We start from the raw sequence: 13,314 nt of genomic DNA, 5'->3' as shown, positions 1-13,314 counted from the left end.
CGGGAGGCAGGACGTGGCGGAGCCGGTGAACAGGCAGAACCGGCGGCAGCGGGCCGTACCCGCCCCCTCCGCCGGGCTGGCCGGTGCGCTGGAAGCCATCGGGACCGGCGCCTACGTGGTGGACGAGGAAGGCTGCATCATCGCCGTCAACGCCCGCACCGAGCGGCTGCTGGCGCGGTCCGCCGACGATCTCCTCGGGCACGACGCGCACGATCTGCTGCACCGCGGGCCGCAGGGCCAGCTCCTGCCGCGGACGCAGTGCACCATGCGGCAGGCGTTCCACGCCAGACGCGCGGCCCAGGCCGACCAGGACCACTTCGCCCGGGGGGACGGCTCGCTGCTGCCCATCTCCTGGACTCTGGCCCCGTACGACGTCGACGGGGACGGCGGCGACACTGCCACGCTCGTCGTCTTCCACCCCGTCGAGCCCCCGTTGGATACCGTCCCCGAGCCGGAGCCGGCGGCCGAGCCGATGCCGGAACTCGAACGGCTGGCCCTGCTGGCCGAGACCACCACCCGGCTCACCTCGACGCTCGACATCGAGGAGACCCTGCGCCGGCTGGTCGAGCTGGTCGTACCGCGGCTGGGCGACTGGGCGGTCGTCGACCTGATCAGCGAGCGGGACGAGGTGTGGCGCACCGTGGTGGCCCATGCCGAGGAGGGCTCGCTGAGCCGGCGCGAGGACCTGGAGGGTCCGATGCCGCCGGTGCCGGAGTCGTCCCCCATGCCGCTGTCCCGGGCACTGCGCGGTGTCGCCTCGACCCTGGCGGACCAGCAGACGTACCGGCAGCCCCCGGACGCGGGCATCGCGGTCGAGCAGCGCCGCCTGTTCGACGCCACCGGAATGCACTCCGCGGCCATCGCCCCCATCCGCAGCACGCGCGACGTGCTGGGCGCCCTGACCGTCGGCCGGTCCGAGAACCCGGTGCCGTTCACCCCCACCGATCTGCCGCTGATCGAGGACATCGCACGGCGTGCCGGACTCGCGCTTGACAACGCCCGTCTCTACCAGCGCCAGCGCAAGATCGCCGAGACCATGCAGAACCATCTGCTGCCCCAGATGCCCAGCGTCACGGACCTGGAGATGACGGTCCGCTATCTGCCCGCGCCCCACGCCTCGCAGGTCGGCGGCGACTGGTACGACGCCTTCTCGCTCTCCGACGGCTCCACGGCCCTCGCCGTCGGAGACGTCGTCGGACACGACCTGGAGGCCGCGGCCGGCATGGCGCAGGTGCGCAACATGCTCCGCGCCTACGCCTGGTCCCAGCAGGAACCGCCCAGCCGGATCGTCGAGCGGCTCGACGAGGCGATCCAGCACATCACCGACGTCTCCATGGCCACCGTGGTCCTCGCCCGGATAGAGGCCGAGGAGCAGGGCCACTGGCGGCTGTCCTGGACCAACGCGGGCCATCCCCCGCCGTTGCTGATCAGCCGCGACGGACTGACCCGGTACCTCACCGCGGGCCACGGCATCCTGCTGGGGACGGGGGCCCGCACCCCGCGCCCCGACGCCGGCCTCTCCCTGCCGCCCGGTTCCACCCTGGTGCTCTACACCGACGGTCTCATCGAGGACCGCGGCCACGCGCTGGACACCGGCCTCGACAGGCTGCGCCAGCACGCCGCCGCCCTCGCCCACCGCCCGCTGGGGGCCTTCACGGACCAGCTGCTGCGTCGCGTCCGCCCCGCCGGGAACGACGACGACGTGGCGCTGCTGGCCCTGCGCACCCCGAACCGCTGACCGCCGACCGCTGACCGCTGACCGCCGACCGCCGACCGCCGACCGCCGACCGCCGGAAACGAAACCGCCGGGAGCCGTGGCCGCTCGCCGTTGTCGGGGTACCCGGGTGGAGCCTGGTGTTCCTCCAGCGAAGGACAGCGAAAGACAGAGGGAGGTGTTCGGTGTGGCGGACCGCGCCGCGGCAACGCTGGTACGGCTGATGCAGGACAGCCATACCGCCACTCTTGAACAACTCCCGGGCATGATCGCCGAGTACGCCGCCGCGGTCGGTCTGTACGACGCGCTCGTCTTCGTCGTCGACCTCCGCGAGACGGTGCTGCGCCAGCTCACCGGCGCGGGGCCGGACGCGGGCGCCGGCGGCCAGGAGTTCACCGTGGGGGGCAGCCTGCCCGGCCAGGCCTATCAGCGCGTCACCCTGCTCTCCGAAACCGCGGGAGGCGAGGACGGTCCGGACCGGCACCGGTGGTGGGCGGCCGTCACCGACGGGGTGGAACGGCTGGGCGTGCTGCGGGCCGACACCGAAGCCGACGACGCCGACACCCGCCGGGCGCTGCGTGACCTTGGGTCGATGACGGCGCTTCTGCTGCTGAGCAAGCGTTCCTTCAGTGACTCCTATGCCCGTCTGGTGCGCACCGAGCCGATGAACGTGGCGGCGGAGATGCAGTGGAACCTAACGCCCCCGCTCGCCTACGCCGGGCACGACGCGGTCGTCGGTGCCGTGATGGAGCCCGCGTACCAGATGGGCGGTGATGCCTTCGACTACGCGGTGGCCGACCGCAGCCTGCACCTCGGGGTCTTCGACGCGATGGGTCACGACACCGCCGCGGGGATCACCGCCAGCGTCGCGGTGGCCGCCTGCCGCAACGCCCGCCGCCAGGGCGCCACGCTGACGGAGACCAGCCGTCTGGTGGAGAACGCCCTGGTCGAGCAGTTCGGCACCAGTCGCTACGTCACGGCCACCCTGGCGGATCTGGACATCGCGACCGGCCGGCTGTCCTGGATCAACCGCGGGCATCCTCTGCCGATCCTGCTGCGCGACAACCGGTGGACCCTCGACCTGGCCTGTCCGCCCGCGGGCCCGATGGGGGTGCGTCTGGGACTGCCCGTGCACGAGTGCCACGAGCAACTCGAGCCCGGTGACCGGCTGTTGATGTACACCGACGGTGTCATCGAGGCGCGCGACGCCCGTGGCCGGCAGTTCGGCCGGGACCGTTTCATCGACTTCGTGCGCCGTCACCACTCCGGCCGCCACACCGTGCACGAGACCCTGCGCCGGCTGATGGCCGCCGTGCTCGACCACCACGACGGCAGGCTGGAGGACGATGCGACCGTCCTGCTCACCGAGTGGCGCGGCGGCCACGAGGACCGGCTCACGCCGTGATGTGCGGCGGGAGAGCGAGGAGGGAACGGCCATGGCAGGTGTCGGGCGGTACGCCGTCGGGGCGGTGGACGGACGAGGAGGAGGGCCGACGCAGGGTGCCGGCAGGCGAGGTGCACGCCTGGGAGCCGGGCATGAACCAGACCGTGTGCGGGCTGTCCCTGAGCCGCTCGCAGCTGGTGCGCTTCGCGCACGTCACCTGGACGGACACGTTCCCCGAGTCCGGGGGTGCGGCCGACCGGGTGCGGCGGGTGTGCCCGCGCTGCGCCTCCGTGGCCGGACGGCGCGGCGGCGACGCCCGCCCGCGCCGGCATCGCGTGCACCCGCGGCCTTGAGGTCCGCCCGGGCGGGTGGTCGGACGCGACTGCTTTCGCGGATCCCGTGAAGGCGCGGTGCCGAGAAAGTGGGGCGAGCATGCCGGACGGTTCGGGCCTCGGTGTTTCGGAGCGGCTGCGGCGCACGGCAGCCGACGTGTTCGGCCGGCGCCGGCTGCGGCCGGGGCAGCTGAGCGCCATGGAGGTGGTCGTGCGGGGGCGGGACGCCCTGGTGGTCATGCCGACCGGCGCCGGGAAGTCGGCGGTGTACCAGGTGGCCGGGCTGCTGCTGTCCGGGCCCACCGTCGTGGTCTCCCCTCTCATCGCCCTCCAGCGGGACCAGATCGCCGGCCTGCTCGGCCACGACCGCGCACCGGACGCCGTGGCCGTCAACTCGGCGCAGCCGGCCGGGAAGACGCAGGCGGCGCGGGACGCGGTGCGGCACGGGGACGCCGAGTCGGTGACCGGGGTCAGCCCCGCGCGACCACCCGCAGCGTCTTCACCGAGGGGTCGGCGGCGTCCGGGATCAGGACGCCGTGCTCGACGCCGCTGCGCAGGTAGTCCAGGACCGCGTCGGTGATGACCTCGCCGGGAGCGACGGCCGGTACGCCCGGAGGGTAGGGGCTGATCATCTCGGCGGCGATCCGGCCGGCGGCGCTCTCCGCGGGCACGTGCTCGACCTCGGCGAAGAACGCCTCCCGGGGCAGCATGGCCTGCTCCAGTTCCAGGGCGGAGGGCGCGGGCAGCCGCACCGGGGGCCGGCGCTCGATGGTGCCGGCGCCGTCGACCAGGGCGCGCAGGGCGTCCAGCAGGACCTTCTCGGTCTCGTCGTCATCGGCGTGGGTGATGGAGGCGCTGAGGCGGCAGGTGTCGGAGCCGCCGACGTCCACATGCCGTTCGGCCCGCAGCCACTCGGCGGCCTGCATGCCGCTGATGCCGAGTTCCCGTACGTCGATCACGATCTTCAGGGGGTCGAAGTCGGCGGCCAGGCCCTCCTCCACGATCTCCTGGCCCATGGGCCTGAGGCCCGGCAGATCACCTGCGGCCGTACGGATGCGTTCGGCGCGGCGCAGGGCGGCGTCCAGGAGTTCGTGCCCGTGCTCGACCATCTGGCGCCGCCAGCCGTCGAGAGTCGCGTACACCAGCGTGGAGGCGCTGGTGGTGCCGAGCAGGTCCTCCCGCTGCTTGAGCGCCTCCGGCGAGACGCGGTCGTACTGGAGGTGGAAGACGGAGCTCTGCTCGATCGCGCCGCCCATCTTGTGCACGCTGGTGAGCACCAGGTCCGCCTCGGCGTCCATGCCCCAGGCGGGCAGCTCGGGGTGGAAGGGCAGATGGGCGCCCCAGGCCTCGTCGACGATGAGCGGGACGTCGAACTCGTGGCAGACCCGGGCCACGCCCCGGATGTCGGCGCAGGTCCCCCAGTCGGTGGGCGTGATCAGCAGCATGCCCTTCGCGTCGGGGTGCTCCTCGAGGCGGCGGCGCACGTCGTCCGGCTCCGGCGGGTGGGCTATGTGCCGCTTCTCGTCGAACTTGGGGTGGACCCAGATCGGCTCGACGCCGTTGACGACGACGGCGGAGATCACCGACTTGTGCGCGTTGCGGGAGATCAGCAGCTTCTCGCCGGGACCGGCCACGGCCAGCATGGCGGTCTTGACCGACAGGGAGCTGCCGCACGTGGAGAAGAACGCCTGCTCGGCGCCGACCGCGTCCGCCATCAGCTCCTGGGCCTGGCTCAGCACGCCCTGGGACTGGCGGCGGTCGTCGAGCCCGTTGAGGGACAGGACGTCCGAGCGGAACACGTCGAGGCCGACGATCTCGGCCACGCGCGGGTCGGCGCCGCGGCCCTGTTTGTGACCGGGCGGCCCGAAGACGACGTCTCCGCGGCGCCGGAACTCCTCCAGGGCCTCCAGCACGGGCACCCGTGAGTGATCCATGGTTCCTCCCACGTCCGTCCCCGAGTCCGGGCACCATGCCGGACGGGCGCGCGGTCTTCGCGCTCTGGGCTCCGTGTTGACCACGTGGGCGTACTCAAACGCCGCGCAGCTCGCGCGGCCGGCCGGGACGGGAGGCCGCCGCGCCGGTGACGGGGGGCGCGGCCGTCTCCCGCCCGGCCGGTCGCGGTCCCGGCCCGCGGCGCTCGCCGCGGGTTTCGTCGATCAGCATGTCCACACAGGCCGGCAGCCCCTCCGCCTGGGCCGTGCGGCGTATCCGACGGGCGGCGCTGCCCTCGGCCAGGGCCGCCTCGGTCAGCTCCCCGACGGTCTGCCAGTCGCCGTGGGCCTCCAGCGCGGGACGCAGCCGGGTGAGCAGCTTGCGGACGACCTGTGCGGCGGGGGCGTCCCGATGGGTCTCGGGGTCCACCAGGCTGCCTTCCAGACCGGATCGGGCGGCCCGCCACGACGCGCCGCGCAACCACTCGTGGCGGCCTTCGCAGGGCGTCGCACCGGCCCCGCGGTGTTCCAGGACGTCGGTCACCAGGGCGCGGAACAGGCCGGCGACCAGGACGACGCTCTCGACCCGCGGGCAGGCGTCGCAGATGCGCAGTTCCAGCGTCCGCAGGTGCGCGGAGGGCCGTACGTCGTAATAGATCATTCCCGGGTCGCTGATGATCCCGGACCGTACGAGGTCGTCCACCGCGGCGTCGTACGCGGCCGCGCTGGAGAAACAGCCGGCCGGGCCCGCGGTCGGCCAGCGCTGCCACAGCAGGGTGCGCCAGCTGGCGTAGCCGGTGTCGGTCCCCTGCCAGTAGGGCGAGCTGGCGGACAGTGCCAGCAGCACGGCCAGCCAGGGCGAGAGCGCGCACATGACCGTGACGGCGGTGTCGCGGTCGGGTACGTCCACATGGATCTGGGCACTGCAGATGAGCTGCTCGTCGGCGACCCGGCGGTACTCCTCGACCATGTGGCGGTAGCGCGCGTCGTCGGTGGGGTGCCCGGATGCGGCGGGGGCCAGGGGTGCCGTGCCCGCTGCCAGCACCGCGAGCCCGAGGGAGGACGCGGCGGCGTCCAGCCGCCGTCTGGTCTGTGCCAGGTCGGTGTACAGCTCGTCGAGGGTGGCGTGCACTCCGGTGTTCGTCTCCACGATGGACTGGTGCAGTTCCGCGGTGAAGGTCCGCCGGGGCAGCCGTCGCAGCAGTTGGTCGGCGCGCGGCACGACCACTCCGCTCTTGGCCTCCAGGAGGTGGAACTCCTCCTCGGCTCCGATGCGTATGGTCACGGCACTCCTCGATGTACTCCGGCGCTGCTCACCAGGTGCCCAACGCGCTGATCGATAAGCCCGAAATGTACGTTTGACGGGCCCGTTTCAGGCGGCTCGCTGGGAGGCCGCGGCGTCCGGGCGCAGGTCGTCCAGGGTCAGCAGGTGGGCCGGGGGGTCGGGCAGGACGAGGTGACGGGTGGTGTGCAGGTGGGGGCCGACGTGGAGGAGTTCGCCGGGCCGCAGGGCCCGCCAGTGGGGGTTGTCGTCCATGCGTTCGCTGGCGACGACGACCGCGGGGTGGCCGGCCAGGTGCTCGGAGTGGACGCGCATGCGGCCGTGCGAGCCGCTGTGGTCCAGGTGCCGGTCGCCGTGCAGACCACCGGCCGGGCGCTCGAGGACGAACAGCTCGTGGGTGTCCGGGTAGCGCAGGGCCCAGAGTTCGTCGCGGGTGACGAGGACCAGGTTGAGGGCGTAGACGGGCAGGTGCCGGGCGATCCAGCGCGCGGCGTGCTCGATGCCGGCGGTGATGTCACCGTCGCGGTCGCGGGTCTCCCGGGTGATCAGGCCGAAGAACCGCTCGGAGTCGGTGTCGCCCGCGACCAGTGACCGGTCGTCGCCCAGGTGCGCGTCGAGGTCGCCGAGGCCCTCGATGACCCCGTTGTGCGCGAACAGGCGCCCGTGCTGCTGGAAGGGATGCGTGTTGCGGGCCTCCAGGGTGCCGGTGGAGGCGTAGCGCACATGGGCGAGGAAGGTGGCGGACCGTACCTGCCGGGCGTCCTGGGCGAAGGCGCGGTCCTGGTAGGCGGCGATGGGGGCCTTGTCGACGTGCGGGGCGCCGTCGGCGTCGAAGTAGCCCAGGCCGGTGCCGTCGGGGTCGTGATGGCTCTGCCGGCTGAGGCTGTCGGGGGCGTCGAGAAGCCAGAAGGTGGCGTGGGTGCGCTCCGGGGCGCTGCTGAGACCGAACAGACGACACACGGGATGCCTCCTTGGTCGGCGGCCTGCGGTCGGTGGCGGTAGGTGCTGTCCAGTACGGACAGGATGCGCCTCCGATCCCGAGCGGGCAGGTCGAGGGCGGCACCGCTGATGAGCAGCCGGTCGGTGGCGACGTGGTGGAAGCCGCGCTGTGAGTGTGCTGGTACACGGCCGGCGGACGCGCCCGGAAGCGCCGTGCGCGGCGAATGGGGCGGTTGACCGCGTCATCGGGGGCACTCGCCGATCGTCAAGAGGTTGCCGAAGGTGGAGGAAGACCATGAGCACCGACGTGCGAAGCCCGGGCGAGGGGCCCGGGCGGCAGAGAATCCTCGGGATCTATCTCAACGACCATCTGGCGGGTGCCACAGCCGGCGTGGAGCTGGCCCGCCGCATGGTCCAGGAGCACGGTGACACCCCGTACGGCGAGGAGCTGCGGAGCCTGGAGGCGGAGATCTCCCAGGACCGGCGGGCCCTGCTGCGGCTGATGACGGAGCTGCACGCCCCCGCGCGGCGCTACAAGGTGTACGGGGCGTGGGTGGGCGAGAAGCTCGCACGGGTGAAACCGAACGGCCGGCTGTTGCGCCGATCCGGCCTCACGGTGCTTGTCGAACTCGAGGCGCTGCGCACGGGCATCACCGGCAAGGCGATGCTCTGGCACTCGCTGCTCTCCGCCGCTCCGGCGGAGCCGCGCCTGGACTCCGACCGGCTGGAGGAGTTGCTGCGCCGGGCCGAACGGCAGATCACGAGGGTCGACGAGCTGCACGACCGGGCCGCCTCAGCGCTGTTGTCCCCGGCCGGGGCACGTCCGGCGGCAGTCAGGGCCGCGGCGGACAGCACGCCCGGCGGGAACCAGGTCTAGCCGGTCGCCCCGCCCGTCGTCCCGCGCTGCAATCAGGGAGCGCGGACGGGGCACCCGACAGGGCGCACTGACACGTCTCCAGTGAGGTGATCCTGTGTCCGGTCCCACCCCGTACGGCAACTATCCGCCCCAGGGCCCCGTCGCCTACCAGGACGGACGTGGGCAGCGGCCTCCGTCGGACGTGGCGGCGGGGCGGCTGTGGGCCACCGGTGCCGCCACGGCGGCGGTGGCGGCGCTCGCCGCCGTCGTGGCCACACTGCTGATGCGCGGGGTGCTGGACGTGGCGGTGTTCGCACCTCACCGGGCCGGGGTGTGGGGCGACGCCACCACGGGTTACCTCGCGGCATGGGCCGCCGTCGCCGCCCTGGTGGCCACCGGTCTGCTGCACCTGCTGCTGGTCACGGTCGCCCGGCCGCGGGCCTTCTTCACGTGGATCGCCTCGCTGGTCACGGTGGCGATGATGCTGCTGCCCTTCACCACCGGTCTGAGCACGGGCTCCCAACTGGCCAGCGCCGTCGTCTTCCTGGTCATCGGCGCCACCATCACGGCTCTGCTGTCCGCCGCCGTACCCGGTGTCGCGCCCGACCGCGCCTACGACGGCTGACGGCCCGGCGAGGTGACGTCCGCGCCTCGCTCAGGCGCCGAGTTGGGCCACCATGGTGTTCAACGTGCCGGCCAGCACGTCCAGTTCGCGGTCCGACGGCGAATCCGTGCCGATCCGGCGGGCGAGTTCCTCGCCGGACATGACGTCGACGGCGCCCGCGTACCAGTCCGTGCTCCGTTCCGCGGCGGCGATCACCCTGGCCCGGCCCTCCAGCAGCACCAGCGTGGCGGAGTCCTCGCGTGCGGCGAGCAGTTCGCGTACGTGCTCGCGGGTGACCGGACCGGACGGCGCCCCGGTCCGGCGGGGGCCGTCGGGCGGTTCCTGATCCCCTTCGGCCTCGTCCTCGCGGTCCCCTTCCGCCTGGGAGGGGGTGGTCCGGGGCAGGTCGGCGCGGGTGGGTCCGGACTCGTTCGGCGTGTCCTCGTCCCGTTCGCCTTCGGCCTGGGACGGTGTGTACTCGGTCATCAAAGGCCCTCCGCAGGATCGTCCGGTGTGTCGGCGGGCTGATCCGCCGGGCACGGGTGTTCAGTGACCGGTGCCGACCGCGGTACGCGGTGACGTGCGGATCCTCCCGTGGGCGTGCCGGGTGCCCGACGCGCCCCACGCGAAACGGACCGGCCCGGGCGGTGGTCAGCCAGGGCATCCGTCGGCGGGCGGATGCGGGGTACCCGGCACGGAACACCACCCAGAAGGGCCTTCCCCATGGTCGCCCGTGAGCCCGAGCACCAGGTCCGGCTTCCCGTTCTGCGGGCCGGCTGGACGACCCAGACCTTCGTCCACTGGGCGTATCCCCCGGACCAGGTCCAGGCGCTACTGCCGAAGGGCCTGGCCGTGGACGAGTACGACGGCACGGCGTGGGTGGGCCTCACGCCGTTCGTGATGAGCGACGTCAGGCCGCCGGGTGTGCCGCGTTCGATGCCGGGACTGCCCACCTTCCCGGAGACGAATCTGCGCACCTATGTGCGCGGTCCCGGCGGCCGCGACGGCGTGTGGTTCCTGGCCATCGAGGTGGCCTTCCCGCTGATGCTGGCGGCGCGCGCGGTGGGGGCGCCCTATCACCCGGGCCGCCTCGACGTGTCGCGCCGCGAAGGGCTGCTCGCCTATTCGGGATCACGCTGGGCGGCAGAATCCTCGTACCGCCTGGTGGTCCGCCCGGGCGAGCCCGTCACGCCGACGGAGCGGGACGTGTGGCTGACCTCGCGCTGGCGGGCCTACACCCGCCGTCTGGGCGCCCTGTGGGACACCCCTGTCGCGCACGAGCCCTGGCCGCTGCGCGCCGGGACCCTGCACGAGCTGGACGAGACGGTGACACGCGCGGCCGGTCTTCCCGCGCCCCGTACCGAACCTCTGGTGCACTTCTCGGACGGCGTCCGGCAGGTGCGCATGGGAGTGTCACGGCCCGTCCGCCCGGCCACCGACCCGATCGGAGCGATCGAATGAACCCGCTGCTCACCGCCCGGCCGCAGGACCAGGGTTCGGCGGCCCGGTGAGGGCGGGTACCGGGCGCGAGCGGCTGCGTTTCGAGGGACGCATAGCCGGGGTCGGGACCACCTCCGGGACCCGCGTGGTGCTCGGGCACTGGACGCGGTCGCCGTTCGGGGCCTTCAGCGACGTGATGCTCGAACGCCCCGACGGGCATCGGCTGTTGCTGGCTCCCTCGCGTCGGACGGCCGACTTCATCGCCGGCACATATGTCTTCGACGAGGTTCGGGTCGTGCCGGTCGACGTGTCCGTCACCGACGGCACCTGGACGGTCCTCGCGGGGCCTTTGGAACTGCGCTTCACCACGGGCCGGCGGAGTGCCGTGGGGCTTCTGCTCCGCGCCGCGCCCCGTCCCCTGTCGGCCCGGCCCGTCTGGGCCACGGCCGTCGGGCTGCCCGCTCTGCTGCTGGGCGTCCGCACCCACGGGAGCGCGGGGGCCGGGCGGCGCGAGTGGTACGGCGCCCACGACCTGCACCTGATCATGTCGGCCACCGCCACGTACGCGGGCGAACCGCTCGGCCGCCTCGCCCGGGTGGATCCACCGGTCGGGTTCGGGTTCGGTTCCACCCCGCGCACCCCCTGCCTGGTGCGGGTCACCACGACGGTGGAGGTCGAGCGCGGGGCCGGTGACCCGTTCACCGGGGAGGCGAACCGAGGCGCAGGAGTACGGCGGTGCCGGGGCGCGGCAAGGTCACGGTGAGCTCCCCGCCGGGCGCGTCCCAGGTCGCGGTGGCGTCGGCGGTGGCGGGGTAGAACACCGTGGGGCGGATGTCGGCGCCGCGCAGACGGGCGAGGGGGAGCGTACGCGTGGGACCGTCCGCGACCGCCTCCCTCCGCCACACCACGACCCAGGTGTCCGTGTCGTCGTGCCAGCCGTACGCGATCCACTCGTCCTCCCACGCCGGCAGGCCCAGCGGCCAGAACGGGAGGCTGTCCGGGATGCGCGAGCGGAGCTCCTTGTAGACGGAGATGCCGGCGCGGACGAGGTCGAACTGCTCCGGGTTCATCCGGTCGAGGAACCCGGACAGATGGATGCGGCCGGGCAGGGCGCCGGTGAGGGTGAAGGCGATCTCGTCCTCGGTGAACCGCGGCTGCGGATAGGCCCATACGGCGGCCTGCTCGGGGGCCACCGCGGTGGCCGCCGCGGCCGCGATGGGTGGATACCGCTGCGGGTCCTGCTGGTCGCTGGTGGACTGCAGCTGTACGACGGCGAGTTGGGCGTAGTCCATGCGCAGTCCGCCCGAACCGCAGTTCTCCAGGATCAGTCGGGGATAACGGTCCAGCAGGGAGTTCAGCCAGTCGAGGTGGGCGCGGTGGTGGCCCAACAGCCCCGCGCCGGCGCTCTCGTCGCCGTTCTCCGTGCCCGGTCCGGCGTTGATGTTGTAGTCGAGCTTCAGATAGCCGACCCCCCATTCCCCCACGATCCGGTCGACGACCCGGTCGAGGTGGGCGCGCGCGGCGGGGTGGCGCAGGTCCAGGTGGTGGCGGCCGTGCTCGGTGACCCGTACTCCGCCCCGCCGGAAGAAGGCCTCGGGCGGCAGCGTCCGGGCCAACGGGCTGCGCACGCCCACCACTTCGGGCTCCAGCCACAGCCCCGGGGTCATCCCGTGCGCCCTGATGGCGTCCAGGACTTCCTGGATGCCGCCCGGGAAGCGGCTGTCGGCGGCCTCCCAGGCACCGACGGCGTCCCACCAGCCCTGCGCGTCGTCGTCGTACCAGCCGGCGTCGATCACGAACACCTCGGCCCCGGCCGCGCTCGCCGCGTCGATGAGCGGCAGGAGCTTGTCGGTGGTCGGGTCGCCCATCAGGGTGTTCATGTAGTCGTTGTAGATCACCGGGAGCGCCGAGTGGTCCGGGTGCTCACGGCGTATGAGGCGGCGGTAGGCGGTGAGTTCGCCGAACGCGGCGTCCAGGCCGCCGGTCGCGGACCCCGCGAGGACGGCCGGGACCGTGGTGAACTCCTCGCCGGGGGCCAGGACTTGGCGCCACTGGTGGTGGGCGTCGTCGGGTCCGAACAGGGCGAGATAGGCGGCACCCTCGCGTTCGCCGGTCTCGTAGCGCCAGCCCGCGCTGGACTCGATCTGCCACAGCCAGGCGCGGCCCGACGGGTCGGTGAGCCCGGCCGTCGGCAGATGCCGTCCCGTGGACCAGCTCCCCTGTGAGCAACGCTCGAAGCAGCCACGCCCGTCGCGACCGTGCGCGGACCGGCTGAGGTCGACGACCTGGTCGCGGAAGGGAGCCGTGCGCCAACGGCACTCGGAGAGCCAGTCGTTGTCCGCCCAGTGCAGGGTCAGCGTGTCGAGGGCGCCGCCCGCGACACCGCCGAGCGTCAGGGAGGAGACGCTCTCCAACCGCAGTGCGGTCTCCCCCTCGTTGACCACTCGCACCTGCGCCCGCAGGAAGCCGGCGCCGGGGCGGGTGCGCAGGCTCACCTCGGCGGCGAGACCGCTCTCGGGGTCCGCGAGTCGGACGACGGCGCACTGCCAGACGCCGTCCTGGACCGTCTCGTGTCCGCGGTAGGTCAGGCGCTCACCGATCGCGGTGTCGATGAAACGCTCCCCCGACCAGGTACGGCCGTGGCCGGTGGCGGTGATCTCCACCAGCGGCAGCAGCCGGTCCCGGTCCTCCCCCGGCGCCCCCATCCGCACGGCCCCGGTGGAATCCGCGACGACGTGCAGTCCGAGGACCTCGTGGGACCAGAGGAGAGACATGGCTTCCCTTCCGTTGGCAGTCGCACCGACTGTCGCCCTGACAGTCACACCGGACGGC

13 protein-coding genes and 1 pseudogene are annotated in these 13,314 nt (G+C 73.0%); 8 read left to right on the top strand and 6 right to left on the bottom strand.

Annotation, left to right across the window (positions count from 1 at the left end):
• Nucleotides 1–13 precede the first annotated feature (13 nt).
• Together GRC12_RS02320 and GRC12_RS02315 are read left to right on the top strand one after the other, a co-directional pair.
• Nucleotides 14–1,738, top strand: a complete 1,725-nt coding sequence (locus tag GRC12_RS02320; protein WP_308286454.1) for a SpoIIE family protein phosphatase — start codon at nt 14–16, stop codon at nt 1,736–1,738.
• A 163-nt stretch (nt 1,739–1,901) separates the two neighbouring features.
• Complete coding sequence (locus GRC12_RS02315; protein WP_308286453.1) at nt 1,902–3,119, top strand: PP2C family protein-serine/threonine phosphatase; 1,218 nt, start codon at nt 1,902–1,904, stop codon at nt 3,117–3,119.
• Here GRC12_RS02315 and GRC12_RS46635 read toward each other — a convergent pair.
• Nucleotides 3,109–3,252 (bottom strand): hypothetical protein, encoded by a 144-nt coding sequence (locus GRC12_RS46635; RefSeq protein WP_308286456.1) that lies wholly within the window; start codon nt 3,250–3,252, stop codon nt 3,109–3,111. The genes GRC12_RS02315 and GRC12_RS46635 overlap by 11 nt on opposite strands.
• Between GRC12_RS46635 and GRC12_RS02310 the strand changes: the two genes are divergently transcribed.
• Complete coding sequence (locus GRC12_RS02310) at nt 3,215–3,451, top strand: hypothetical protein (RefSeq protein WP_308286452.1); 237 nt, start codon at nt 3,215–3,217, stop codon at nt 3,449–3,451. The genes GRC12_RS46635 and GRC12_RS02310 overlap by 38 nt on opposite strands.
• Before the next feature lie 79 nt (nt 3,452–3,530).
• Nucleotides 3,531–3,887: pseudogene (locus GRC12_RS45270) on the top strand (DEAD/DEAH box helicase); the annotation flags it as partial.
• Between the two features lie 13 nt (nt 3,888–3,900).
• Here the strand turns inward: GRC12_RS45270 and GRC12_RS02305 are convergent.
• The 3 genes from GRC12_RS02305 to GRC12_RS02295 form a co-directional block, all read right to left on the bottom strand.
• Nucleotides 3,901–5,364, bottom strand: a complete 1,464-nt coding sequence (locus GRC12_RS02305) for an aminotransferase class I/II-fold pyridoxal phosphate-dependent enzyme (protein ID WP_208776917.1) — start codon at nt 5,362–5,364, stop codon at nt 3,901–3,903.
• 94 nt (nt 5,365–5,458) lie between these two features.
• On the bottom strand, nt 5,459–6,646 hold the full coding sequence (locus GRC12_RS02300; protein WP_208776916.1) for a carboxylate-amine ligase: 1,188 nt from the start codon (nt 6,644–6,646) through the stop codon (nt 5,459–5,461).
• Between the two features lie 87 nt (nt 6,647–6,733).
• A complete protein-coding gene (locus GRC12_RS02295; RefSeq protein ID WP_208776915.1) occupies nt 6,734–7,603 on the bottom strand; it encodes a class II glutamine amidotransferase in 870 nt (289 codons plus the stop codon).
• 274 nt (nt 7,604–7,877) lie between these two features.
• Between GRC12_RS02295 and GRC12_RS02290 the strand changes: the two genes are divergently transcribed.
• Together GRC12_RS02290 and GRC12_RS02285 are read left to right on the top strand one after the other, a co-directional pair.
• Complete coding sequence (locus GRC12_RS02290) at nt 7,878–8,459, top strand: hypothetical protein (RefSeq protein WP_208776914.1); 582 nt, start codon at nt 7,878–7,880, stop codon at nt 8,457–8,459.
• 94 nt (nt 8,460–8,553) lie between these two features.
• Nucleotides 8,554–9,063 carry a DUF6069 family protein gene (locus GRC12_RS02285; RefSeq protein WP_308286451.1) on the top strand — a complete coding sequence of 170 codons (510 nt, stop codon included), beginning with the start codon at nt 8,554–8,556 and terminating at the stop codon, nt 9,061–9,063.
• 30 nt (nt 9,064–9,093) lie between these two features.
• On the opposite strand, the gene GRC12_RS02280 is transcribed toward GRC12_RS02285, so the two are convergent.
• The gene (locus GRC12_RS02280) at nt 9,094–9,528 is read right to left on the bottom strand and encodes a hypothetical protein (protein ID WP_208776952.1); all 435 of its coding nucleotides are present in this window, start codon (nt 9,526–9,528) and stop codon (nt 9,094–9,096) included.
• Nucleotides 9,529–9,765: 237 nt separating this feature from the next.
• Here GRC12_RS02280 and GRC12_RS02275 point away from each other — a divergent pair, with 237 nt between their 5' ends.
• Together GRC12_RS02275 and GRC12_RS02270 are read left to right on the top strand one after the other, a co-directional pair.
• Nucleotides 9,766–10,503, top strand: coding sequence for a YqjF family protein (locus GRC12_RS02275; protein ID WP_208776913.1), 738 nt, complete (start codon nt 9,766–9,768; stop codon nt 10,501–10,503).
• 46 nt (nt 10,504–10,549) lie between these two features.
• On the top strand, nt 10,550–11,245 hold the full coding sequence (locus tag GRC12_RS02270; RefSeq protein ID WP_308286450.1) for a hypothetical protein: 696 nt from the start codon (nt 10,550–10,552) through the stop codon (nt 11,243–11,245).
• Here the strand turns inward: GRC12_RS02270 and GRC12_RS02265 are convergent.
• The gene (locus tag GRC12_RS02265; protein WP_208776912.1) at nt 11,181–13,256 is read right to left on the bottom strand and encodes an alpha-galactosidase; all 2,076 of its coding nucleotides are present in this window, start codon (nt 13,254–13,256) and stop codon (nt 11,181–11,183) included. The genes GRC12_RS02270 and GRC12_RS02265 overlap by 65 nt on opposite strands.
• Between the last annotated feature and the right edge of the window lie 58 nt (nt 13,257–13,314).

Source organism: Streptomyces griseorubiginosus (assembly GCF_017614965.1).
Taxonomy (GTDB): domain Bacteria; phylum Actinomycetota; class Actinomycetes; order Streptomycetales; family Streptomycetaceae; genus Streptomyces; species Streptomyces griseorubiginosus_B.
The sequence above is the reverse complement of the archived record's forward strand: the minus strand, read 5'-3'. Positions and strand labels throughout refer to the sequence as shown.